General features: G+C 56.7%; 22 protein-coding genes and 1 riboswitch. Of the genes, 7 read left to right on the top strand and 15 right to left on the bottom strand.

The genetic code is table 11. From position 1 onward, the window contains the following. Window positions 1-7: 7 nt before the first annotated feature. Window positions 8-1,426 carry a DUF342 domain-containing protein gene (locus tag K7J14_RS02055; RefSeq protein ID WP_230752512.1) on the bottom strand — a complete coding sequence of 473 codons (1,419 nt, stop codon included), beginning with the start codon at window positions 1,424-1,426 and terminating at the stop codon, window positions 8-10. Window positions 1,427-1,530: 104 nt separating this feature from the next. Between K7J14_RS02055 and K7J14_RS02050 the strand changes: the two genes are divergently transcribed. Together K7J14_RS02050 and K7J14_RS02045 are read left to right on the top strand one after the other, a co-directional pair. Continuing rightward, on the top strand, window positions 1,531-2,004 hold the full coding sequence (locus tag K7J14_RS02050; protein WP_230752510.1) for an arginine repressor: 474 nt from the start codon (window positions 1,531-1,533) through the stop codon (window positions 2,002-2,004). 62 nt (window positions 2,005-2,066) lie between these two features. Then, complete coding sequence (locus K7J14_RS02045; protein ID WP_230752508.1) at window positions 2,067-3,638, top strand: glucose-6-phosphate isomerase; 1,572 nt, start codon at window positions 2,067-2,069, stop codon at window positions 3,636-3,638. A gap of 98 nt (window positions 3,639-3,736) precedes the next feature. Here the strand turns inward: K7J14_RS02045 and K7J14_RS02040 are convergent, their stop codons facing one another. From K7J14_RS02040 to K7J14_RS02030, 3 genes are all read right to left on the bottom strand, one after another. Continuing rightward, window positions 3,737-4,666 carry a M28 family peptidase gene (locus tag K7J14_RS02040; RefSeq protein ID WP_230752506.1) on the bottom strand — a complete coding sequence of 310 codons (930 nt, stop codon included), beginning with the start codon at window positions 4,664-4,666 and terminating at the stop codon, window positions 3,737-3,739. A gap of 114 nt (window positions 4,667-4,780) precedes the next feature. Continuing rightward, on the bottom strand, window positions 4,781-5,089 hold the full coding sequence (locus K7J14_RS02035) for an RNA recognition motif domain-containing protein (protein ID WP_230752504.1): 309 nt from the start codon (window positions 5,087-5,089) through the stop codon (window positions 4,781-4,783). A gap of 258 nt (window positions 5,090-5,347) precedes the next feature. Continuing rightward, window positions 5,348-6,727: an MATE family efflux transporter gene (locus K7J14_RS02030; RefSeq protein ID WP_230752503.1), complete on the bottom strand. Its 1,380-nt coding sequence runs from the start codon at window positions 6,725-6,727 to the stop codon at window positions 5,348-5,350. Between the two features lie 69 nt (window positions 6,728-6,796). Between K7J14_RS02030 and K7J14_RS02025 the strand changes: the two genes are divergently transcribed. Beyond that, entirely contained in the window at window positions 6,797-7,720 is a 924-nt protein-coding gene (locus K7J14_RS02025) for an Hsp33 family molecular chaperone HslO (protein WP_230752501.1), read from the top strand. A 73-nt stretch (window positions 7,721-7,793) separates the two neighbouring features. On the opposite strand, the gene K7J14_RS02020 is transcribed toward K7J14_RS02025, so the two are convergent. Continuing rightward, window positions 7,794-8,462, bottom strand: coding sequence for a NifB/NifX family molybdenum-iron cluster-binding protein (locus K7J14_RS02020; RefSeq protein WP_230752499.1), 669 nt, complete (start codon window positions 8,460-8,462; stop codon window positions 7,794-7,796). A 380-nt stretch (window positions 8,463-8,842) separates the two neighbouring features. Next, a riboswitch (ZMP/ZTP riboswitch) is annotated at window positions 8,843-8,916 on the top strand. A gap of 32 nt (window positions 8,917-8,948) precedes the next feature. On the opposite strand from K7J14_RS02020, the gene K7J14_RS02015 reads away from it, so the two are divergent. Further along, entirely contained in the window at window positions 8,949-10,451 is a 1,503-nt protein-coding gene (locus K7J14_RS02015; RefSeq protein WP_230752497.1) for a glycine hydroxymethyltransferase, read from the top strand. An 83-nt stretch (window positions 10,452-10,534) separates the two neighbouring features. Here the strand turns inward: K7J14_RS02015 and K7J14_RS02010 are convergent, their stop codons facing one another. From K7J14_RS02010 to eda, 4 genes are all read right to left on the bottom strand, one after another. Continuing rightward, window positions 10,535-11,245: a hypothetical protein gene (locus K7J14_RS02010; RefSeq protein ID WP_230752495.1), complete on the bottom strand. Its 711-nt coding sequence runs from the start codon at window positions 11,243-11,245 to the stop codon at window positions 10,535-10,537. 95 nt (window positions 11,246-11,340) lie between these two features. Continuing rightward, a complete protein-coding gene (locus K7J14_RS02005; protein WP_230752493.1) occupies window positions 11,341-11,919 on the bottom strand; it encodes a helix-turn-helix domain-containing protein in 579 nt (192 codons plus the stop codon). Beyond that, a complete protein-coding gene (locus K7J14_RS02000; RefSeq protein WP_230752492.1) occupies window positions 11,909-12,961 on the bottom strand; it encodes a hypothetical protein in 1,053 nt (350 codons plus the stop codon). Before K7J14_RS02000 ends, K7J14_RS02005 begins: the two co-directional genes overlap by 11 nt. Before the next feature lie 67 nt (window positions 12,962-13,028). Beyond that, window positions 13,029-13,988 (bottom strand): bifunctional 4-hydroxy-2-oxoglutarate aldolase/2-dehydro-3-deoxy-phosphogluconate aldolase, encoded by a 960-nt coding sequence (gene eda, locus K7J14_RS01995; RefSeq protein ID WP_230752489.1) that lies wholly within the window; start codon window positions 13,986-13,988, stop codon window positions 13,029-13,031. A gap of 122 nt (window positions 13,989-14,110) precedes the next feature. Between eda and K7J14_RS01990 the strand changes: the two genes are divergently transcribed. Genes K7J14_RS01990 through K7J14_RS01980 form a run of 3 tightly spaced genes read left to right on the top strand, consistent with a single transcriptional unit; the run spans window position 14,111 to window position 16,461 of the window. Next, window positions 14,111-15,178: a sugar kinase gene (locus tag K7J14_RS01990; RefSeq protein ID WP_230752486.1), complete on the top strand. Its 1,068-nt coding sequence runs from the start codon at window positions 14,111-14,113 to the stop codon at window positions 15,176-15,178. Between the two features lie 19 nt (window positions 15,179-15,197). Continuing rightward, the gene (locus K7J14_RS01985) at window positions 15,198-15,965 is read left to right on the top strand and encodes a pseudouridine synthase (RefSeq protein ID WP_230754747.1); all 768 of its coding nucleotides are present in this window, start codon (window positions 15,198-15,200) and stop codon (window positions 15,963-15,965) included. Continuing rightward, window positions 15,955-16,461: a GNAT family N-acetyltransferase gene (locus K7J14_RS01980; protein ID WP_230752485.1), complete on the top strand. Its 507-nt coding sequence runs from the start codon at window positions 15,955-15,957 to the stop codon at window positions 16,459-16,461. Before K7J14_RS01985 ends, K7J14_RS01980 begins: the two co-directional genes overlap by 11 nt. 13 nt (window positions 16,462-16,474) lie before the next feature. Here the strand turns inward: K7J14_RS01980 and K7J14_RS01975 are convergent, their stop codons facing one another. From K7J14_RS01975 to trpB, 6 genes are all read right to left on the bottom strand, one after another. Continuing rightward, the gene (locus tag K7J14_RS01975) at window positions 16,475-17,314 is read right to left on the bottom strand and encodes a TPM domain-containing protein (protein ID WP_230752483.1); all 840 of its coding nucleotides are present in this window, start codon (window positions 17,312-17,314) and stop codon (window positions 16,475-16,477) included. Continuing rightward, entirely contained in the window at window positions 17,311-18,042 is a 732-nt protein-coding gene (locus K7J14_RS01970) for a TPM domain-containing protein (RefSeq protein WP_230752481.1), read from the bottom strand. Before K7J14_RS01970 ends, K7J14_RS01975 begins: the two co-directional genes overlap by 4 nt. Then, window positions 18,039-18,647, bottom strand: a complete 609-nt coding sequence (locus K7J14_RS01965; RefSeq protein ID WP_230752480.1) for a LemA family protein — start codon at window positions 18,645-18,647, stop codon at window positions 18,039-18,041. The genes K7J14_RS01970 and K7J14_RS01965 overlap by 4 nt, the downstream gene beginning before the upstream one ends. A 65-nt stretch (window positions 18,648-18,712) precedes the next feature. Next, the gene (gene zwf, locus K7J14_RS01960) at window positions 18,713-20,215 is read right to left on the bottom strand and encodes a glucose-6-phosphate dehydrogenase (RefSeq protein WP_230752478.1); all 1,503 of its coding nucleotides are present in this window, start codon (window positions 20,213-20,215) and stop codon (window positions 18,713-18,715) included. Then, the gene (locus tag K7J14_RS01955) at window positions 20,216-20,947 is read right to left on the bottom strand and encodes a 6-phosphogluconolactonase (protein WP_230752476.1); all 732 of its coding nucleotides are present in this window, start codon (window positions 20,945-20,947) and stop codon (window positions 20,216-20,218) included. It abuts the gene before it with no gap. A gap of 99 nt (window positions 20,948-21,046) precedes the next feature. Beyond that, entirely contained in the window at window positions 21,047-22,243 is a 1,197-nt protein-coding gene (gene trpB, locus K7J14_RS01950) for a tryptophan synthase subunit beta (protein ID WP_230752473.1), read from the bottom strand. Window positions 22,244-22,279 lie beyond the last annotated feature (36 nt).

Below are 22,279 nucleotides of genomic sequence, written 5' to 3'. Positions count from 1 at the left end.
AAAGGCGTCAGGATTTTTTGTACGGTTCGGTGACGATGGTTCCGCGAAGCTTGTCGAGTTTGAACACCGTCTGCTTCACGGCCTTCGTCACCTTGTAGGGAACGTGGCATATTTCGATTTCGGCCCCGGGATACGCGGTTCCCTTTACGATCACCGCGGCTTCGTCGTTTTTGTCGATCCGGGGCAGATAGGTGGGGATGCGGTTGATGATATCGGATTTTCGGGCCTTCAGCTCGTCGATGTATTTCTTGATGTCCTCCAGCGGCTCGTCCCGATAAATCTCTTCGGCTTTCTGGAGTTTGACGGCTATCACCTTGAGCTGCTCGTTGGCAATGTCCAGCTCCTGCTGCACGGTGAAGTCGGTTCCGCATCGTATCCATGTCCGGGCTCCCCGCGGATTTCCGATGTCCAGAGCGCTGACCGAACCGATGGCGATGCATTCGCAGCCGATTATCTTTCCCGCGTCGCCCATGCGGATCGAGCCCATGGCGAACACCTTCGACTGCACGATGCTCCCCGAGACCTCGATATCCCCGCGCACCGCGACCCGGCAGTTCTGAATATACTTTGCTTTCAGGTTTCTTCCCACTCGGGCGGCTCCCGTCGATTTTCCCTCGATCCCGCCCTGTACGATAAAGTCCTTTCTCGTCACCACTTCCGTCACGTCGACCACGTCCGCCGCGATCAGCGAGCCGCCTGTATAAATCTTGAATCCGTCCGCGACCTTTCCCTGCAATATCACGTCTCCGGGGAAGGTGATGTTTCCCGTCGAAAAGTCTACGCCCTTTTTCAGCACCAGCACTTCTTCGATGGAGATCGATCCCGACGAATCGATCGAAAGCCGTCCGCTTTTTCCCGCGAACAAGCCCTGGGGGTGATCGATGACTCCGCCGCCCGCGGAGAATGCAGACATGTTTTTGACCGGAAAATCCCGTTCTTCTCCGAAAATGTTCCAGCCGTTCTTTCCGTCGACCTTCGGAATGCGCCGGGCGATGGGATCTTTCGCGTTTACAATGGAAAAAGCGCTGATCGAATGCCAATCCACGCGGGCCAAGTCCGGATCGATTTCCGGCTTTCGCTCCAGAAGGTCCTTCCGTATCACGAAATGTTCGGGGATTTCCGTAACGGGATCCTCACCCCGGGCGATGAGAACGTCTTTGACCGGTTGATGAGTCGAGTTCGCCTTGAATATGGCTTCCTGGATATTGTCTTCGAGTACCCCTCGGACGATTCCGAAATCCGCTATCCGCTGGGAAACGGTACCCCAGGTAAGAAAGGCTCCTCCCGGGGTCGGGGGGTAGAGGGTTGCGTAAGCTGCGGCCTTGTCTGTTTGCACGCGCACTTCGGCATAGCCGTCTTTCTGGTCGCCCTGACGAATGTAGAGGATGTCGGTTTCAGTATGTTCGGCTCGTGTTTCGTCTTCCACTATGGGGCTCCACTATGTGTATCGGCATCCTCTTCGCTTGACATTACCGCTGTCTTTATTCATTATAATGGTATAAATATTCGATTTTCCAGGGTAGGGAACTAGTGAAAGAACGATTAACCCGGCTTAAAACGATCAGAAAACTCATAAAAACCTACCGGATAGAATCGCAGGAAGCCCTTCTCGGCTATTTGTCGCGAGAAGGCTTCGCGGTTACCCAGGCGACGCTCTCCCGCGATTTGAAGCTGCTGAAAGTCGGCAAAATTTCAGACGGACATAACGGCTACGTCTATACACTCCCCGGCGACGAGGAACGGCAGGAATCGGAACAGTCCGTCGTTCAGGATTTCCTCCGGGGCTATATCTCCATCGAATATTCCGGCAACATGGTGGTCGTGAAAACCTATTCCGGCCATTCCGACGTGGTCGCCGGAGCGATAGACAGCATGAATCTCGAGGAAGTGCTCGGGACAATTTCCGGCCGGGACAACTGCGTTTTCATCTGCCTCCGCCAGGGCGTCTCCGGCGAAGACTTCCTCGATACCCTTAAATTGAAAATCCCTGAATTGGACGAATAGGGCCGTTCGCGTCCTTAAAGTTCCATTTCTGCGCAATCATCACATACTGAAGGAGTCAGAATATGATCAATTGGAACAATCTTGATACGCTCAACGCGTACAAAAAGCTTTTATCCCTCAAGGGACAGGTGAATCTGTCCCAGGCGCTTTCCGCTTCCCGCGTGAAAGAATACCAGACCCCGATGGCCGCCGGCCTTGCGTATAATTATGCAGCGAAAGAGGTGAACGAACAGATTCTGTCCGTGCTTGCCGAGCTCAGCGCCGAACAGCAGCTCATCGAAAAATACCAGGCCCTGCTGGACGGAGAGGTGATCAATACGGGAGAAAACCGCAAGGTTCTTCACCAGCTCTCCCGTGGCCAGGCCGGAAAGGATGTCTTCTTCCAGGGGAAGAATCTCCGCGATTTTTACGCAGGCGAGCAGAAAAAGATCGCTGATTTCGCCGCTTCCGTTCATTCAGGAAAGATCGTCGGCTCCAAGGGAGACCGCTTCGCATCCGTCGTCCAGATCGGCATCGGCGGTTCCGATCTCGGTCCCCGCGCGATGTATCTCGCGCTCGAGCAGTGGGCGCAGGCTTCCGGCAAGAAAAAGATGGAAGCGCGCTTTATTTCCAACGTCGATCCGGACGACGCCGTCGCGGTGGCTTCTTCCGTAGAGCTTGCGAAAACGCTCTTTATTCTCGTGTCCAAGAGCGGAACCACCCAGGAAACCCTCGCGAACGAACTGTTCGTAAAGGATCTCCTTAAAAAGGCCGGCCTCGACCCGTCAAAGCACATGATCGCCGTCACCAGCGAAACCAGCCCCCTCGCGAACAATCCCGGCTATCTCGCTTCGTTCTATATGGACGACTTCATCGGCGGCCGCTACTCTTCCTGCTCCGCCGTCGGCGGCGCCGTCCTCTCGCTCGCCTTCGGTCCCGAAACCTTCGCCGCCTTCCTCGACGGAGCCCATGCGGCCGACAAATCCGCGCTGGAATCAGATATCCGCAAAAACCCCGCCCTTCTCGACGCCCTCATCGGCGTGTACGAGCGGAACGTTCTCGGCTATCCCTCGACCGCCATTCTTCCCTACAGCCAGGCCCTTTCCCGCTTCCCCGCGCACCTCCAGCAGGCTGACATGGAATCGAACGGCAAGCAGGTGAACCGCCGCGGCGAAGCTGTACGCTACGCAACCGGTCCGGTGATTTTCGGCGAGCCCGGCACGAACGGCCAGCATTCATTCTTCCAGCTCCTCCATCAGGGAACGGACATCGTTCCGCTGCAGTTCATCGGATTCCAGGAATCCCAGGCCGGCGCGGACGTCGTCGTAGAAGGCTCAACGAGCCAGAAGAAGCTTTGCGCGAACTTGTCGGCCCAGATCGTCGCGTTCGCCTGCGGAAAACAAGACACAAATCCGAACAAGAACTTCCCCGGCGGACGGCCTTCCAGCCTCATCTGGGGAAAGAAGCTCACTCCCGAAGCGCTCGGAGCCCTTCTTGCACACTTCGAGAACAAGATCATGTTCCAGGGCTTCGTATGGAATCTGAACAGCTTCGACCAGGAAGGCGTACAGCTCGGCAAGGTTCTGACCAAGAAAGTCCTTTCCGGCGATATGGACCCGGCTCTTAAAGCCTACGCGGAGATTTTCGGCCTGTAAATCGCGCGGAAACTGATACAGGATATTCGGAATAACTGAAAAGAGCCGGTCGACGAGACCGGCTCTTTTTTTATCTGCGAAATAGGCGTTTGCTCAGCTTAGAGCGCAGGTTCAAGCGTTTCGGTCAATCGGGCGAGAAATCTCTCTATCAAGGAGAATGCCCCTGCGTTGAGCGTCGATGCGGTATCCTCTGCCGTGTGCATTAGCTTCCAGGTCTGCGGCACCGCGGCAGCGGCCTCGGCGCTCAGTTCGCCGTAGCGGTTTCGGCTGACTGCCTCGAGGACGGCTCCCTGCAACGCGAAGTCCCTCGTCGCCGCAAGGAGGGCCGTGGCCTCCCGGGAGGGGAGAACCGTGATCGTCTGGGCCGCGATTCCAGCAGCCAGGAAGCCGGCATTGTCGCTGTAAGGCGTCGGCAGCGCGAGCCAGGACTCGGGCGCCGCGCTTCTCGCGATCGATTTGGCGTAGGCGTGGAGATTCATCATTTTGTCCGCAAGCGCCTTGCCCATTTTCCTGTCGAGTCCCGCTGTTGATACGATGAGGGTGTCGCCCCGTCCGCAGGCGTCCAGAACGAATACCTCGTCCTGCGAAAACCCGAGTTTCCTGAAGCCCGAACCGAGCGCGAATGAACCCTGAGCGAGTATTCCCCGGGTTCCGGCGGCTTCCTCTCCGTCGGTCAGAATAATCCGGGTGTTGTGAACCCTCGGTCCGGCGCTTTCAGCCGCCTGCGAAAGGGTTTCGGCAAGTTTCAGCAGCTGGAAGCACGCGGCGCTGTTGTCGTTCGCTCCTTCGGTATCGTTTACCCGGTCGTGGTGGGCAACGAGGGTTTTCATCTTGAATCTCGGATCGTAGGCCTCTGATCCGAATTTGATGAAAATATGCTTTTTACCTTTTATTTCGACTACCGAGTAGGGAATGCTCTTTGCGCGTAGCCATGAACCGATGAAGGAGGGCCTGTCGACGGCCGGATCGAGAAAGGCGGTAAAAACAGAGGAAAACTTTTCATTCATTAACGTGTCTTCTGTGCTCATTTCGTAAGTATAGCATGGCGGGATTCCCCGTCGATGAGTCTTTAAAATAAAAAAACCGGACCTTCGAGGATCCGGTTTTTCTCAGTCATGCAAGATGCATGCCCGACTGTTTGATTAGTAGCGATCTCCGTATCCGCCGCGGTCGTTGTTGTTGTAGCGGGGGCGTGATTCGCGGGGTTTGTTTTCAGCAACGTTGACGCGGAGGCGGCGTCCTTCGAACTCCTGGTTGTTGAGCGTAGCGATCGCGGCTTCCGCGGCCTGCTCGTCAGCCATCTCGACGAAACCGAATCCCTTGGACTGCTGGGTATAGCGATCCTTGATGATGCTGGAGGAGATAACCTCGCCGTACTGGCCGAAGAGGTTGGTGAGGGCGGCCTCTGTGGTCGCGTAGTTCATGTTTCCGACATAAATCTTCTGAGACATAAAAATCCTTTACCGATATTTCCGGTAATTCTGTAGTCCTACCGCCATATAAAAGCGGTACATCAACGGTCTTGCTTCACATTTTTTATATAATGAAGGCCGGGATCGCAAGGTATGCTGAATCAAGCACAGGACAGGCAGGATACAGAAGCAGACAGCAAGCAGTCGGTACATTACACAAAAATAAGTAAGATCTCGTTCGATGCGATAACTGTAGCACGCGCACTGTCAAGCGTCAAGGGAAATGAATCTTTTTTGTCAGGAAATGGCCTTCGTCATCCACCGCTTGCTTTTCCATCTCGCCAGCATGATAAAGCCTCTGATCGTCTCATCCGAACCGACGGCAATCCATATTCCGGGCAGGCCCATTCCCAATCGGATTCCCAGAATCCACGCCCACAGAACTCCGATTCCCCACATGCACAGCATGCCGATGAAAACCGGGAACTTGACGTCTCCGGCTCCTTTGAGCCCGGGTATGGTGATCAGATTGATCGCTCGGCCGAACTCTACATACACCGCGACAAGAAGCACCTGGGCGGTAATGCGGATGATTTCCGGCTCGTCTGTAAAAAGTCCGATGATCTGTATTTTAAACAGATTGATGACGGTGATCATGGCAAGGGATACGAGTATTCCGAAGCCGACGTATCGGTACAGCCGTCTGTAGGCTTTTTCCGGTTCCTTCGCTCCCACGAAATAACCGGTTTTTATCTGGACTGCGTTTCCAATGGACATTGCCGCGACGAAGACGAAGCGGACGATGGTTTGCGTATACACCTGGGCGGACATTGCCCAGGTTCCCAGCGTGGAAATCATCGCCATGATGACTATTTGAGCGACGTTGTAGGCCAGGTTTTCTCCCGCGGTCGGAACTCCGATGGAGAGTATTTTACGGTAAATCGTCTGCGGAACCTTGCTCCATCCCTTCAGCGGAAACTGGACGTCCTTCTTCTTCGCGATGATGGCGGCGAGAATTCCGCATGCCGCGATCTGAGAAATCAGCGACGAGATCGCGACGCCGGTGACCCCGAAAACGGGAAGGCCGAAAAAGCCGTACAACGAGATGGAATTACCAACGACGTTAATGATATTCGCGGCGAAGGAGACGTACATCGCCTCCCGGGTATAGCCGTAGGATCTGAGAATTGTTCCCTGCAGCATGTTGAAGGCAGTGAACAGGGCTCCGAATCCGCCGAAAATGACGAAATACGTCGCGGCGAAGGATCGCACCTGCGGTTCGATTTCATAGAACGACAGAAGGGTGGGGGTGCCGAGTATGACGGCGGTGGTGAGGAAGAGTCCGACGCCCGTCACCATGACGGCGCTTGCCTGGGCTACCTGTTTGCATTCGTCGATGCGTTTTCCTCCCAGATACTGGGCGAGCACGATGCTGGTTCCGATGCAGATCATATTGAACAGAATTTGCAGGAAGAAGATGTACTGCGATACCAGACCCACTCCCGCAACAGCATGCTGGGAATAGGAGCTTAACATGATGGTATCTATTGAAGACACCAGAATGCGGAAAAATGATTCGAATACGATCGGTATAGCAAGCGTTACCAGCGGAAGGGCGGCCCGGTCCATCGTCGATCCGGTTTTCGCGAGGGTTCTTTTATTTGTTTCGGTTGTCATAATATTCAGCCGAGTGTATTCCTTTTTGCATATTGCGTCCAGCGTATCTTCTCTATATACTTCTGATTTATGATACGAGTTCCGCTGACAGATACGGTTTTAAACACGCATCTCCAGGGTTTGACGCCCGACGGGATGTCGATTTTTCTTTTAAACAACGGGGCCATGAGAGGAGCTTTTTTTCATGGCACGAGATTCGTCAACCAGCTGCGCGCCCAGCATGATCTGGGCATTCTTGAAACGCTGGTTCTCGGCCAGGCAGCTCTTTGCGGCGCGCTTCTCATACCGACTATGAAGGGCCGGGACCGGGCGGTTTTCCGCTACGACACGAGGGGCCCTGCGGCGGGTTTCAGCATAGAGGCGAATAGCGAAGGCTGGGTGAGGGGCTTTCTGCTGCAGGATCCCATTCCGATCGAGAAGCCGCTGGATTCCTGGGATCTTTCTCCCTTTTTCGGGCCCGGCACCGTCACGATGACCCGTTTTCCGGAAGGCTTCGCCGAGCCGGTGACCGGCACGATCGAAATCAAGCACCGTAATATCGCCCTTGATCTGGCCGAGTATTTCGGCGTTTCCGAGCAGACCCCGACCGCCTTCAATACCGGCATCCAGTTCGACCGCGAAGGACGCGTTATCGGCGCGGGCGCGATGTTCCTGCAAACAATGCCGGGCGCCGATCCCGAGCTTGTGGAAGCCGCCGAACACGCCTTTTCATCGGCTCCGTCTCTCGGCGCCTGGTTCGCAGAAGGCGGCGACCGCGACGACGTGATTCACGGCCTTTTCAGAAATTGCGCGCCCCTCGTCGCTCTTGAGCGGCAGATCGTGTTCGATTGCCCGTGTTCCCGCGAGAATTTCGCCAATCATCTGAGCCATCTCGACAGAGAGGAATTGGAGGATATGGCCGAAAACGGTCCTGATCCGCTCGAGATCGTGTGCCATAACTGCGGCAGCGTGTATCAGTTTTCCAAGACCGAGGTTCGCTCGTTTCTCGGCTGATCGCTTTGTTTTTCATCATACGCCCGGCGATTAATCGCCGGGTTTTTTTTGCCGCCGACTGGTAACTGCGGCCCTAGTGCGAGCAGACGTGGTCTTCGCCGTGGCCCGAGCAGGTTGAGCCGGAGTCGTCGAGGTTGCCGGAAAGCCATGCTTCGGCGGCCGCGCGCGCCTCCCCCGAAGCGCCCTTGATGGTCTTGATTCCGTTGGAAGCCAGCACATTGATGGCTCCGTTGCCGATGTTCCCCGCTATCATCACCGATATTCCGTTCTGCGCGAGAATCGGCGCGATCCCGGATTTGCATCCGCACCCCTGCAGCGAGGGAAGCCGTTCTTCCTGCACGATTTTCGAATCTTCCACTGTGTAGACGGCGTATTCGGCGCAATGTCCGAAGTGATTGTCCACGGCTGATCCGGCCAGCGGTACTGCGATTTTCATAAGCGTTTCTCCTTGCGATCGTACGCGGACGGCGCCGCCTTCGATGCGAATGCCGGCTCCCGTTACCAGGGCCTGAGCGTTTTTTTTGCGCGCGGAAGCAATGATCCTTCCGAACGTTTGTCTGGATACTCCCATTTTACGGGCGGCGGCTTCCTGATACAGTCCTTCGATATCCGCAAGCTTCAACGCTTCAAGCTCGTCCAGCGTCATGGGTATAACGCTTCCGGGCGGCCGAAGCCGTCCGTCTTTTTGTCCGACGGAGTTTTTGAAGCGGCTGATAATTCTGGTAGAACAGGGTCTGGCCATGACGGCATATTATGAGCATATGCCCATAATGTCAACAGATGAAAACAAAAAAAAGGCGAACCGATGCAACGGTTCGCCGGCGGCGTTCAGCCGTAGAATAAAACTATATCGCTTTATTCTTTGGCGGACTTCTTGTCTTGTTTCAACTGTCTTTTTTCCTTGAGCGTATGCTGGGGCTTTTTTTTGGCCTCAGCTCCGCCCTTGTCCTTTCCTTTCGGCATATGCAACCTCCTTGATTTTCAGGCGCTACGTGGACTTACAGGCCGCGTCGTACGCGCGTCCCTATACCCGCAAGTGTACTACCGCTCCGGCGCGGAATCAAGGTTTTTCGCACTATTTCGCGCTACTTGCCAAGGCGTTGCGAAAGGGGTAGGATGAATTCAATTCTGGCGCATCAAGGTGGATATAACCACCGGGAAGCTCCCGCTTTCAGCCGCGCGCCTGGGCTGTACTTGCGGAAATCAATGCAAAGGGAGAATTCATCAGATGAATCAATCGCCTCTTAACGCCTATCTTTCTGCCGTTCCGGCCGACAAGGTAAATCCTGCCTTCGTGTCTTACATCGCCAACCTTCAGCAGGTAGCTTCCGTCGGTCCCGAGATCGCCGCCTCCGTGGTGAAAGAGCTCGAAGCCCAGCGGAGCCACCTCAAACTCATCGCGAGCGAAAACTATTGCTCCCTGCCTACACAGGCCGCGATGGGCAACCTCCTGACCGATAAGTACGCGGAAGGATATCCCGCCCACCGCTATTACGGCGGCTGCGATAATATCGACGACATCGAAACCGTCGCCTGCGAAGAGGCAAAAGCTCTCTTCGGCGCGGAACATGCCTACGTGCAGCCTCATTCCGGAGCCGACGCGAACATGGTAGCTTACTGGGCTATCCTGTCTGCGAAGATCGAAGCCCCCGTGCTCGAAAGCCTCGGCGAAACCAATCTTTCCAATCTGACAGACGCCCAATGGGCCGATCTCCGGATCAAGCTCGGAAATCAGCGCCTCCTCGGCCTCGATTACTATTCGGGCGGCCACCTGACCCACGGCTACCGCCAGAATGTTTCGGCGCGCATGTTCGAAGCGCACTCCTATACTGTTTCGAAGGAAACGGGGCTTCTCGACTACGACGCAATCGAAAAGCAGGCGATGGAGCTCAAGCCCCTGATTTTGCTGGCCGGTTATTCAGCCTATCCCCGAGCCATCAATTTCCGCCGCTTCAAGGAAATCGCCGACAAGTGCGGCGCCGTTCTGATGGTGGACATGGCTCACTTCGCCGGTCTCGTCGCGGGAAAGGTCTTCACCGGAGACGAAGATCCCGTCAAGTGGGCGGACGTAGTTACTACCACCACCCACAAGACACTTCGCGGCCCCCGCGGAGCCCTCGTTCTCTGCAAGGCTCCCTTCGCCGACTACGTGAACAAGGGATGCCCGCTCGTGTTGGGCGGACCTCTTCCCCACATGATGGCCGCGAAGGCGATCGCCTTCAAGGAAGCTCGCACCGCTTCCTACCAGGAGTACGCGGCGAAGGTCCGCTCGAACGCTCGCGCTCTCGCGGCGGAACTGGTGAAGCTGGGAATGACGCTCCAAACCGGCGGAACGGACAACCATCTCATGCTTATCAACGTAGCCGGCTTCGGTCTCACCGGACGGCAGGCGGAAGCGGCGATGAGCGAATGCGGCATTACGCTCAACCGCAACTCCCTTCCCTTCGATCCGAACGGAGCGTGGTGGACGAGCGGACTTCGCATCGGAACCCCCGCAGTCACCACCCTGGGCATGGGCGAAGCGGAAATGAAGGAAATCGCCCGAATCATCGCGCTTGTCCTGAAAAACGCGAAACCCGGCCTTACCGATAAGGGCGCGGTCAGCAAGGGAAAGGTCGTCGTAGCTCCTTCCGCGATCGCCGAAGCCCAGTCCGCGGTCAATGCCCTGCTCGGAAAGTTCGTCCTGTATCCCGAACTTGATCTGGACTTCCTCAAAAAACACTTTCAATAATCGCGCAGAGTAAACGCGTGCAATAAAAAAGGGCTGTCCGGAACGCAATCCGGGCAGCCCTTTTTTTTACTTCGTTCCAGTCGTTATTTCATTTCCGGCTTCGCGTCGAAGCCGAAGGACACGAGGCGGCTTTCGCTTTTGCCGTCCTTGGACCGGGATTTGACCATTCCGTTCACGGGAACGGCGGGGTGATACCATGATTCGGTCTCCACCTTCATTCCCATGATTTTCATCGAGGCGTTCACCTGATTGGTTCCCGCGAATTTTCCGGCCGGAACGGAAACTGTTCCTCCGTCCGTGAAGGTCAGAATGTCCGCCACGAGGTTGTCGAGGGTAGACTTCGCGAAAATATTGTAGAACATCAGCTGTTCGCCTTCGATCGTTTGAACGGTTCCGTCGTCGCCGGTCATCTTCATCCACCCGATGGTTACTCCGCCGGCCTTTCCGTTCTGGATCGCTTCGTCCATCCCTAAAAAGAGAGTCTGGGAGACGCTTTTCTTGCCTTTTTTATCGATGTTCACCGTTTCGATGATCCATCCGCCTTTTTCCTGCCCGACAAGGACGGTCTTCGACACTGATTCGCGCTTTCCCTTGTTCAGGTTCTCAAGTTCCACATACTGTCCGGCCTTCCATGCCATCGGCTTCTGATACTGGCCGGAAGCGGCGAACTCGGCGAGGCTGACTGATTCGGCCGCGGCGGCCGGTTCAGGCTGGGCGGGTTGGCTCGCGCATCCGATAAGCGCGACGAGAAGCGCTCCGGAAACACACAACAGGGTCGATCTGATTTTACACATTTTTCTTCCTCCTGGCGTTATTGGTCTTTTTATACGCCTGGAGGAAGTGTAGCACGGGGATTTTCGCTTTTCCTGAAAAAGTAACGCGGGGCGGTTCAGCTGAAGCGCTGAGGCGGAGTGACGACCCACAACGCGCGGAGCTGTTCGCTGCCTGAGTTTACGAGGGTGTGCGGAGCGGTAGCGGAATAGGATATGCTGTCGCCTTTTTCCAATTTATACACCTTCGTCTCGTAATGCAGTTCGGCGCTTCCTTCCGTAACGATGCCGAATTCCCTGCCGAGATGGCCGTACGATCCCCTGCGCGTTTCGGCTCCCGGCGGAAGGGTGATGTAGTAGGCTTCGATCGCATGCGCTCCGTCGCCTTCGATCGGACGGGCGACTTCTTCGTACTTGATCCCGTTTTCGTCGAGCTGCCTGCGCTCGTCTGCCTTGATGAGCTTTACGGGCCGCTCCCTGCGGTATTCCTCGAAGAGGTATTCAAGATCGATTTCGAGCGCGTCCGCGAGGGCGAGCAGGGTGTCTATCGCGGGGGAAACGCGGTTCCGTTCGATTTGCGACACCAAGCTTTCGCTCACTCCGGCGGCCAGAGCGACCACCTTCAGGGTGTAGCCCTTTCGTTCGCGCACCGTTCTCAGTTTTTCTCCGAAGCGGAAGGGAGTCCTGTTACTTGCCATTTTTTTGTCTCTCCCGGTTTTGTTCGAATATGTACTGCATGTAGTGATCCTCCAGCGTTTTTCGCGGACCGGCCGCGTTGAGCCTCTTGCGGGCGTCCGCGTTGTTGCGCCGCTGCGTGTATGCGCGGTAGAAAATGCGGGGGTCCTCGTTGGAAAGAGCCGCCCGGTGTCCGAGGATCTGGGGGATTTCGTCCCGCCCGACCGCCGATATTCCGCGCGTTTTCAACTCGTTGCGGATGAACGATATGTCTTCGTGGGAAAGTCCGAACAGGAATTCTTCCAGGGCCGCCCCCACGTCGGAATTCGAAAGGCGCTGGGAAATGAAGCTCTGCCAGGTTTCGTCGAGGGCGATGGTGATCAGGAGCAGCTCGCTGGTGCCGATCATCGTGCCGAAATTGGGGGCGATCTGGTCCCGCACCGACCAGACGGCGTCGAGAACGGGGGCGACGCTAATGGCGTGCTGGTCGAGCCGGTGCTCCCATAGTTCCGCCAGTGCTTCGGCGACGTCCCTGCGGACGTCTGTATTAAGGTTCGGATCGTCGAGAATCGACATGTACACTTCTTCCGCCATGAGCGTAAACATGATGTTCAGCGTGGCCTGGCGGAGCTCCTGTATGTCGCGGTCGGAAAAGTTGGAATTGAGGGCGACCTTGGTGATCGCGGCGAAGGCATGGAATTTGGCTACCAGAAAGCCCTTTCCCAGAATAGCCTTCGTCGGCAGGGTGAGAAGCCGTTCGTGGTCGCCGAAGGTGCACAGGGTTTCGACGAGGGTTTCTGTGTTTCTCGGCGCTCCGACGGTGAATCCCCCCTGATGCATCGAAGGATAGCGCGAAATGGAAACCGAAAGCCGCTCGAGATCCATGATGCGCGTGGCGACTCCCACCATCGTTTCCGGAGAAATAACCCTGAGATTTTCGAATACCCGGTTAACCAGCATCCGTTCCTGGGGATTGAGAACTACTATATCTGTAGAAACCTGGTCTTGCCCCGCGGGCGTGGAAGGCTTGACCCCGGATTCGTTTAAAAACTGATCTATATCCATAACTTTATAAGTATATCTTAAAAAAACCGTTTCTGGCTAGGGAAATAAAATGCCCCGACGGCAGAGCTCACCGCGAACGCAGCAGATGAACCGCAAAGCCTCCGATTTCAGGGTCCAGGTAGATGACCGAGAGGGTTCCGTTATCTGATTTCGCCGTTTCCTGAACCCCCGTGAAACCTTTTGTTTCGAGGTATGCGAGTGCACGTTCGATGCTTCTGCAGCGGAACGCGATGTGCCCCATTTCACCCCTGAAGGGTTGTTTCATCACTTCTATCGAGGTTCCGCAGAAAATGGACGAGTTTCCCTCCTTCGGAGAGAAGCCGAACGATGAAAACAGATTCGCCGTCGCGGATGCCGCCTCCGGATTGTCCTGGTTGATCCCGATGTGGGCTAGCTCGAAGCCGTGGACCGCCGCAACCGCTTCGCGGGCGAGCGCTTCGATCGCGTCCCAGCCGCCCGATTCGAGGAGGTTCTTCGGAGATAGCCAGCTTCCGCCTACCGCGAGAACGTTCTTCTTCGCAAGGTAGGAAGGCATGTTCGCAAGGTCTATTCCGCCGGTAGGGATGAAGGTCAGCTGGGGGTAGGGGCCTGCGAGGGCGTCGAGCATTGCCGTTCCCCCTGAAACCTCGGCAGGGAAGAACTTGAGCGTCTTGATTCCCATCTCGAGCGCCTGTTCTATTCCCGCCGTACCGCTCACCCCCGGAATCACCGGGATTTCGCGTTCCAGGCACCACTCGACGACCGCAGGATTAAATCCCGGCGCGACGATGAAGGAAGCTCCGGCATCGGAGGCTATGCGGGCAAGCTCCGTATTGATAACGGTTCCGGCTCCAACGAGCATTTCCGGAACTTCGCGGCGAATCGCTTCGATCGCGGCGGCGGCGGCCGTCGTCCGGAACGTTATTTCTATGCAGCGCAGTCCGCCCTTCGCGAGAGCGCGGGCGAGCGGAACTGCCTGTTCGGGATCATCTATTTTTACGACGGGAATCAAACCTGACGCAGCTATCTTTTCCAATGTAGAATCCATTACCAACCTCCTCCCGAATGCATGCGGGGCTGCAGCATTATACCACAGGAGGCGGCCCCGAGAATATCGTTGACCCGAGCGGCGGGTATAGTCTACTATTCCCTTCGGGAGGAACCGCTCGTATGTCCAAAACAGTCGCCTTCGGCGAAATCATGCTCCGCCTCGCATCGCCCCGCCATGAACGCCTTTTCCAGTCTCCTGCCCTCGAGGCAACCTTCGGCGGAGGGGAAGCCAACGTCGCGGTTTCGCTCGCCTGCCTCGGCAGGGAAGCTTCCTATGTTACGGCTCTTCCGCCCGGCCCGCTGGGCGACGGCGCGATAGGCGAACTGCGTAAATACGGTGTCGACGTTTCCCGTTGCAAGCGGCTCCCCGGACGCATGGGCGTCTATTTCCTCGAAAACGGTTCGAACCAGCGCGCCTCCCAGGTCGTATACGACCGCGAAGGCAGCTCGCTTTCCCTCGTCGGCGCGGACAGCTTCGACTGGGACGCGATTTTTCAAGGCGCCGGCTGGTTCCATCTCACCGGCATCACTCCTGCCGTTTCAGCCGGCGCGGCGGAAGCTTCGCTTGCAGCCGTGAAAGCGGCGAAAAAAGCAGGCGTTGCGGTTTCCATCGATCTCAATTACCGGAAAAAGCTCTGGAAGTACGGTAAAACCGCGCCGGAGGTTATGCGCGGCCTCGTGTCCTTTGCCGATGTGCTCATCGCGAACGAAGAAGATATTCAGCTCGCCCTCGGGATCGAGCTTCCTGAGCCTTCGCCTCAATCGACGACGCAATCGAGCGGCCTCGACGTTTCCAAGGCATCCCTCGACAAAGCGTACTACCGGGAGTTGGTTTCGCTGGTGAAAGCCTCATTTCCGAATCTCGAGAAGGTCGCCGTCACGCTCCGGGAGTCGCATTCAGCCGACAGGAACGGCTGGTCGGCGGTTCTGTCCGGATCGACGGGTTTTTACGAATCCCGCTCCTACGACATTACCGATATCGTCGATCGCGTGGGCGGCGGCGATTCCTTCGCGGCCGGACTTATCTGCGTTTTGTCGGAAGACAGACAGCGTGAAGCGTACGCCCTGGAATTCGCTGCGGCCGCCTCCTGTCTCAAGCATACGATTCACGGGGACTTCAATCTGGTTTCCCGGACCGAAGTCGAAGCCCTTCTCTCCGGAGACGGCTCCGGCCGGGTAAAACGGTAAGCCGGAGTCCGCGATCGTGATGAAAAACCATTTTCTCCGCATCGATAAATTGCTTTCCGGGAACGGCTTCGGCTCGAGGCGCGACATAAAGCGCCTTCTTCATTCCTGTTCGCTGACCATTAACGGCGCGGTGTGCGCAGACGCGGCGACCCGCGTAGATCCCCTTTCAGACCGTATCGAGATAGACGGCGAACCGGTGGTTCTCCGGGAGTTTCATTACCTGATGCTGAACAAGCCCTCCGGCGTGATCACCTCGACGCGCGATCCCGACCACGCGACGGTGATGGACTTGCTCAGTCCCCCCTGGTCCAGGATGGAGCTCTTCTCCGTGGGACGGCTGGATGTAGATACTGAAGGCCTGATTTTGCTGACCGACGACGGCCCCCTGGGCCATCGTTTGACGTCTCCGAAAACCGGCGTCGACAAAACCTATTATGTGCGCCTCCGCGATCAGCTTGACGACGACCTGTTCGAACAGTACCGCCGGACCTTCGAAACCGGCGTGTCGTTCAAGGACGGGTACCAGTGCCTTCCCGCGCGGCTCGCCCGGGCGCCGGGAGGGAACGGGGAAGTCCTGCTCACGATTCAGGAAGGCAAATACCATCAGGTAAAGAAGATGTTCAAGGCGGTAGGGAACGAGGTAGCGTTTCTGAAGCGGGTATCCATGGGACCTTTGACCCTTGATCCGCTGCTTGAAAGCGGACAATGGCGCGAACTCGCAGAAAATGAAATCGTGGCGCTCAAAAACGCGTCCGCATGCAACGGAGAATCCGAAAATGATCGCTGAAACAAAAGAGCTTGAAATCTGCTGGATGCGGCCCGAATGGCTGCCGCAGGCCTTGGACGTATACCAATGGTATGTCTCGAATTCGACGGCGACCTTTCAAATCAGTCCCGCTACGTTGAAAGAGATGGAACAGCTGTTGTTTTTCGAAGACGGGCGGTATCGATCGTTCGCGGCGTTCTCGGGCGGCCGCTTCGCCGGCTACGGAATACTCACGCGCTATAAGGCCCGCGAAGCGTTCAACCTTACCGCCGAGGTAACCGTCTATCTCGATGCCTCTTTTTGCGGAAAGGGCATCGGAAGAAAAATGGTCGACATAATCGAGGCTCATGCCCGCGATCAGGGGTTTCATGCCCTGATTGCCCAGATCTGCGGAGAAAATACGTCAAGCTGCGCTCTGTTCGAGCGGTCAGGCTATCTCCAATGCTCCCTCTATCGGGAAGTGGGATATAAATTCGATAGATGGCTCGATCTGGTGTGCTACCAGAAAATCCTCTGACCGCCGCCTCGGGCTACCAGCCGCCCGAGGCGCCGCCGCCGCCGAACCCTCCGCCTCCTCCGCTGAAGCCGCCGCCGCCTCCGAATCCTCCGCCGAATCCCCGCGATCCGCCCGAGCCGATGCGTCCGCCGCGGCCGGAGTTTGACAGCATGTTTCCAAGGAGCAGGGCCCAAAACAGGCCTCCCGAATCTCTTCCCCGGTAGCGTCCGCGCCTGCCGAGGCCGCGCGTCATGATAAAAAAGAAAATAATAAGAAAGAGCAGCCCCGAAAATCCGCTTCCGCCGGCCTCTTCTCCTGAATCGTCAGCCGCCGGCTCGACCTTCCGTCCGGTCAGATTTTCCACCGCTTCCTGCCCCGCCGCGGCGACGGCCATTTCTAGCACACCCGCCTGAATGCCTTTTCCGTACTCTCCCGCGCGGAAACGGGGGGCGATGACGTTGCGTATGATGGCTCCGCTTCTCATGTCGGTGAGGTTTTCTTCAAGTCCGTACCCGACTTCGATGCGGAGCGCGCGGTCTTTCACCGCGACGAGAAGCAGGGCTCCGTTGTCCCTGTCTTTTTCTCCGAGCTTCCACGCTTCGGCAACCCGCATGGAAAACGACTCTATCGGCTCTCCCTCAAGGGAATCGACGACGAGAACCGCGATTTGAACGCCGGTGTCCCGGTCGAGAGCGGTCAGGAATTCTTCCAATCCTGCCCGTTCTCCCGCGGAGAGCACCCCTGACAGATCCTGGACTGCGCTTTTCAACTCGGGAACCTTTGCTTCCGCGCCCAGCAGGCTGAACGCGGCGACCGCGAAAACGGCCAAAAAGGCTGAGAAACGCGTTGTAAGGGAAGCATTCGCGCGCGTCATGATCCGGCCTCCAGCAGAACGACTCTGTCGGCGAGTTCGTTCGGATTGTGTTGTTTCGGGGGAAAGCGAGAGGCAAGGAGGGTTCCGCATCGGGTAACCGCTTCGGAGAGCGCTTCGGCGGTTTTCCCCCGTCGCGCGCCTTCGGCGATCCCCGCGGCGATCGCGTCCCATTCGCTTTGTTCGATCTGTTCCGCGATTCCCGTGTCCGCGACGATTTCTATTCTCCGCTCGGCTAGAGAAAGAAACAGCAGTATGCCGGTTCTCCGTTCGGTGGCGTATACGCCGCCTTCTACGAAGCGGCGAACCGCCCGTCTTCTGACGGCCGTATTGCGGACCGCGGAAGGCACGATGATCCGGTCTATCGCGGGGCGGTTCAGCAGCTGGAAGAAGAGGGCTATGGATCCGAAGCTTGCAAGTCCCATGACGCCCGTCGTCAGCGCCCGCGAGGGCAGCCAGAACGCCGCCGAAAGCGCGTCCTCTATTTTTTGGTGAAACAGCATGAGCGCGGCGAAAACCGCCGCGCCGAGGACGACTGCAAAGAGGAGCTCGAAAGCTGCGTAATCGGAGCTTTCAGGAATCACCGCTACCGCTATTTCGCCGTCGGTCTTTCGCTCTTCGGCTTCTATGATTTGCTCTACGGTTTTCAGATCGGATTCGTTCATTTTCAGCTCGGAAAGAATTCTATTTCGGTTTCTCTCCGACTCTTTGGACGTGTGTTCCGCCGTCAAAACTCCACCTCCGGAGCCTGATTGGCGGATTCAACCGCCTTGAAGTAGGATTTGACCCGGAAGCCGGCCATGTTCGCGATGATCGCGCGCGGGAACTGGCGGATGAAGGAGTTGTACTGCTGCACCATGTCGTTGAAGCGTTTTCGTTCTACGGCGATGCGGTTTTCCGTCCCTTCGAGCTGGTTCTGGAGGCCGAGGAAATTTTCGTTCGCCTTCAGGTCGGGGTAGTTTTCGGTTATGACGAGGAGCCTCTGGAGAGCGCTTCCCAGTTCGCCCTGGGCTTGCTGGAAGCGTTCGAAGGCTTCCGGGTCCTGCAGAACCTCGTCCGATATGTTCATCACGCCGCCGGCCTTGGAGCGGGCTTCCGCGATCGCGGTGAATACGCCGGATTCATGGGCCGCGTAGCCTTTAACGGTCGCGACCAGATTCGGAATGAGGTCGAAGCGGCGCTGATAGGCGTTTTCCACCTGTCCCCATTGGCTTGAAACGGCTTCGTCCAGAGCGACCATGCGGTTATAATTTCCCGAATAAAACGACACGCCGGCGAAAACCAGCACAGCGATGCCCGCCACTACGGCTAAAAGCGTTTTTGTTCCCTTGCTCATTCATTTCTCCCTTTGGCTATAGACATTTTCTCAAAGTTTAAAAGTACTGCTAAACCAATGACCGGTCAACGGAAAGACGGTTTCGGGGGCGTGCATACCTGATGCGAATCGGTGAACCACGCGATGCCGGTCTTTTGTATCAGCTCGTCGGCCGCCTCGGGACCGGCGCTTCCGTTATCGTAGAAATGCAGCGGAAAATCGGGCGAATCCCAGGCGCGCAATACCGGCTCGGTGATTCTCCAGCAGGCGAGCACTTCATCCCCGGTGGCAAAGAGCGTCCGATCGCCGCGCATGCCGTCGTACAGGACCCTTGCGTACGCGTCTATCTGTTCGAAGCCCGGAGCGTCGCGGTAGCAGAAATCAAGCTGGACCGCCTGCGTAGCCTCGTCGAGGCCGGGTTTTTTGATGTCAAGATCTACGGCTATGCCCTCGTTCGGCTGGATTCTCAGCGTCAGGTAATTGCGCTTGATCTCTGCCCCGGCTGCGTCCGCCCGCGCACTCGTAAGGCTTTCTGCCCCGCCTTCCGTGAACACGACCGTTATCTCCGTTACCTTTTCCTTCAAGGCCTTGCCGGTTCGGATGAACATCGGCACGCCCTTCCATTCCGGCGTATCGATTGACAGCCTCACCGCGGCGTAGGTTTCGGTGAGCGAATCGGCTATTCCGGTTTCCTTGCGATAGGTTCGGTACTGAGCCCGCACGGTTTCTTCCTTCATGCGTTCCGGTTCCGGGGGCCGGATTGCGGCGAGGATTTTTTCCTTTTCCCGGTGAATTTCGGCGGCTTCCATTGTTTTGGGCTTTTCCATGGTCGCGAGGGCCAGAAGCTGGAGCAGGTGGCTTTGCACCAGATCGCGCATGGCTCCCATTCCCTCGTAAAACGCTGTCCGCCCCTCGATTCCGATGGACTCTGAGGCGGTCACCATGATGTGGCTGATGTGCCGGTTATTCCACGCTCCGTTGAAAAGCGGGTTCGAAAACCGGAAGGACAGGATGTTTTGAACCGTTTCTTTGGCAAGGTAGTGATCGATGCGGAATATCCGCTCCTCGCCGAATCGCTCGTTCAGGTCCGATATCAGTTTTTTCGCGGAAGCGAGGTCCGCTCCGAAGGGTTTTTCTATCAAATATCTGCTTTCGCAGATTCCGTTCTCGTGCATGTTCAGATCAGCTTCCGCCAGCCGTTCGGTCACTTTCGGAAACAGGGATGCGGGAATGGCGAGATAAAACAGGCGGTTGAGCGGCCGTCCCGCTTCGGCTTCGATGCGGGACAGCTCGCGCGACAGACCGGCGTAGGTGTCTCCCTCGTCGAGCTTCATGTCGACTATGGAGAGAATTTTTTCCAGCTTCTCGCAGATGTCCGGGCAGTCCGCCTGTTTTCCTGCTTCGCTTTGCTTGAGCATGCGGATGATGTCCCGAGGCTCGGTGCCCTTCCGCGATACCCCGACTATTCTGAATCCTTCCGGTAACAGTCCGGCCCGCTCAAGATTATAGAGGGCGGGGAGAAGCTTCCGTTTCGAAAGGTCTCCGGTTATGCCGAATATGACCAAAATCGTGTTTTTAAGTTTTTTCATTCATCGGTTCTCCTGGTCGGTATATACGGCGCTTCTTCTGGCCGTCTGCAGGTATTTCGCGGGCACGTCTTCGAATGAATCGGACGAATGGATTGCCGCAAGCGCCCTCATTTTGGACGCGCCTCCTGCCCAGGCTAAGGCGAGATCTACATGAGAGAGGAAGGCGGGGGTTATGGTGATTCTTTTAAACAGGGCCGACGAATAACCGGCGGCCCAGGGGCCGTCCTGTTTGTTTTTCTCGGCGCAGAGGGAAGCGGGGCTTCCTGGAAGAATGCCGGCCGTGTGTCCGTCTTCTCCTATGCCGAACAGTCCTGCTATATGCAGTTCTCCGCGCTCCCGCCGCTCCACCGCTTCTCCGAGGAGTTTTTCGAAGGCGCGCACCGCGGCCTCCATGCCGGCGGCTCCCGTGTCTTTGTCGTCCTTCAGCAGGGGAACGGTTCCGATTCGGTGAACGGGAAGTCCTTTTTCCAGCAATAGCTTCCAGTTCGACTCGCTGTGTCCGGCGGCTCCCCATCGCTCATCGGCGAGCGTCACGGTGAGAAGCCATTTCAGGCGCGAATCGTCTTTGGGAAAGCCGGCGGCCAGTCCGTTGCACACGTCGGCGGCAAGGCCGGCGGTGGATCCCCCCGAGGCGAGGAAGAGCACGGGCATGTTTAGTTTCAGCTTTTCAGCCATATCCTGAATCAGGGCGTTTTTCACCTGTTCAGGGTTCGAACCGTATATGCATTCCATGCAGATAGTATACGAAGAAAAACCGCGTTCGAGCGCGAAAGGATAAAAAAAACCTCTTTATACAAAGAGGTTTTTTCGGGGATCCGTGGATAGCGCGGCTCAGCGTATTCCGTAATTGTCCACGACGAAATCGATGTCCTTGTCTCCGCGGCCCGAAAGATTGACCAGGATGGATTTCCGGGGATTCTCTTTCGCGTATTTCATCGCATAGGCCACCGCGTGGGAGCTTTCAAGGGCGGGAATGATTCCTTCCACTTTCGAAAGGGTGTAGAAGGCGTCCAGGCATTCGTCGTCGCTGGCGACGGTATATTCGACTCGACCTTTGTCTTTCAGCATGCAATGTTCCGGTCCGGAGCCCGGATAATCGAGGCCGCTGGCGATGGAATACACCGGAAGGGGCTCGCCCTTGTCGTCCTGAAGAAGGTAGCTCCTGAATCCGTGAAGGACTCCGGGCTTTCCGTAGCTGAGGCTCGCCGCGTGGTCTCCGATTTTCAGCGACCGCCCCGAAGGTTCGACTCCGACCAGCCGTACTTCCTGATCCTCGATGAATCCGGAAAATATGCCCATCGCGTTCGATCCGCCGCCGACGCAGGCGGTAACCGAGTCGGGAAGTTCGCCGGTCATTTCAATGAACTGTTCGCGGGCTTCGACTCCCACCACATGCTGAAAGTCCCTGACGAGCATGGGGAAGGGGTGCGGTCCGACCACGGAACCGATGCAGTAGATCGCGTTCACCGGATCTTTAAGGTATGCTTCGAAGGCCGAATCCACCGCTTCCTTGAGGGTTTTCAGTCCGTGGGATACGGGAACTACCGTGGCTCCCAGAAGCTTCATCCGGACCACGTTCGGGTGTTCCTTCGCGATGTCTACCTCGCCCATGTGGATTTCGCATTCAAGACCGAAGTAGGCCGCGGCAGTCGCGAGGGCTACTCCGTGCTGGCCTGCGCCTGTTTCGGCGATAACCTTCTTTTTGCCCAGATACTTGGCGAGCAGTCCTTCTCCCATGCAGTGGTTGAGCTTATGCGCTCCGGTGTGGTTCAGGTCTTCCCGTTTCAGGTAGATGCGGCCTCCCGTCCTGTTGGACAGATTGCGGCAAAAATAGGTGGGAGTAGGGCGGCCCTGAAAGTGCTTGCGGATGCTTCTCAGCTCAGAGATGAAATCGTGGGATTTGCTGATCGAGTAGTACGCGTCAGTGATCTTGTCCATTTCCGCCTGAAGCTGGGGAGGAATGAAGGATCCTCCGTATTCGCCGAAATACCCCTTTTCATCGGGATTGAGTTTCATATAGTCCGCCATTGCATTTCTCCTTGTGTGTGCGCTGTGTGAATGCAG

The sequence above is a fragment of the Teretinema zuelzerae genome, assembly GCF_021021555.1.
Classification (GTDB): Bacteria; Spirochaetota; Spirochaetia; order Treponematales; family Treponemataceae; genus Teretinema; species Teretinema zuelzerae.
Note: the sequence above shows the minus strand (reverse complement) of the source record. Positions and strands in the feature narration are given on the sequence as shown.

What these genes read in the sequence shown, in the direction of transcription:
- K7J14_RS02045 (WP_230752508.1), top strand. Translation starts at nt 2,067, where the DNA reads ATGATCAATTGGAACAATCTTGATACGCTCAACGCGTACAAAAAGCTT.
- K7J14_RS02040 (WP_230752506.1), bottom strand. Translation starts at nt 4,666, where the DNA reads ATGAGCACAGAAGACACGTTAATGAATGAAAAGTTTTCCTCTGTTTTT.
- K7J14_RS02035 (WP_230752504.1), bottom strand. Translation starts at nt 5,089, where the DNA reads ATGTCTCAGAAGATTTATGTCGGAAACATGAACTACGCGACCACAGAG.
- K7J14_RS02030 (WP_230752503.1), bottom strand. Translation starts at nt 6,727, where the DNA reads ATGACAACCGAAACAAATAAAAGAACCCTCGCGAAAACCGGATCGACG.
- K7J14_RS02025 (WP_230752501.1), top strand. Translation starts at nt 6,797, where the DNA reads ATGATACGAGTTCCGCTGACAGATACGGTTTTAAACACGCATCTCCAG.
- K7J14_RS02020 (WP_230752499.1), bottom strand. Translation starts at nt 8,462, where the DNA reads ATGGCCAGACCCTGTTCTACCAGAATTATCAGCCGCTTCAAAAACTCC.
- K7J14_RS02015 (WP_230752497.1), top strand. Translation starts at nt 8,949, where the DNA reads ATGAATCAATCGCCTCTTAACGCCTATCTTTCTGCCGTTCCGGCCGAC.
- K7J14_RS02010 (WP_230752495.1), bottom strand. Translation starts at nt 11,245, where the DNA reads ATGTGTAAAATCAGATCGACCCTGTTGTGTGTTTCCGGAGCGCTTCTC.
- K7J14_RS02005 (WP_230752493.1), bottom strand. Translation starts at nt 11,919, where the DNA reads ATGGCAAGTAACAGGACTCCCTTCCGCTTCGGAGAAAAACTGAGAACG.
- K7J14_RS02000 (WP_230752492.1), bottom strand. Translation starts at nt 12,961, where the DNA reads ATGGATATAGATCAGTTTTTAAACGAATCCGGGGTCAAGCCTTCCACG.
- eda (WP_230752489.1), bottom strand. Translation starts at nt 13,988, where the DNA reads ATGGATTCTACATTGGAAAAGATAGCTGCGTCAGGTTTGATTCCCGTC.
- K7J14_RS01990 (WP_230752486.1), top strand. Translation starts at nt 14,111, where the DNA reads ATGTCCAAAACAGTCGCCTTCGGCGAAATCATGCTCCGCCTCGCATCG.
- K7J14_RS01985 (WP_230754747.1), top strand. Translation starts at nt 15,198, where the DNA reads ATGAAAAACCATTTTCTCCGCATCGATAAATTGCTTTCCGGGAACGGC.
- K7J14_RS01980 (WP_230752485.1), top strand. Translation starts at nt 15,955, where the DNA reads ATGATCGCTGAAACAAAAGAGCTTGAAATCTGCTGGATGCGGCCCGAA.
- K7J14_RS01975 (WP_230752483.1), bottom strand. Translation starts at nt 17,314, where the DNA reads ATGACGCGCGCGAATGCTTCCCTTACAACGCGTTTCTCAGCCTTTTTG.
- K7J14_RS01965 (WP_230752480.1), bottom strand. Translation starts at nt 18,647, where the DNA reads ATGAGCAAGGGAACAAAAACGCTTTTAGCCGTAGTGGCGGGCATCGCT.
- zwf (WP_230752478.1), bottom strand. Translation starts at nt 20,215, where the DNA reads ATGAAAAAACTTAAAAACACGATTTTGGTCATATTCGGCATAACCGGA.
- K7J14_RS01955 (WP_230752476.1), bottom strand. Translation starts at nt 20,947, where the DNA reads ATGGAATGCATATACGGTTCGAACCCTGAACAGGTGAAAAACGCCCTG.
- trpB (WP_230752473.1), bottom strand. Translation starts at nt 22,243, where the DNA reads ATGGCGGACTATATGAAACTCAATCCCGATGAAAAGGGGTATTTCGGC.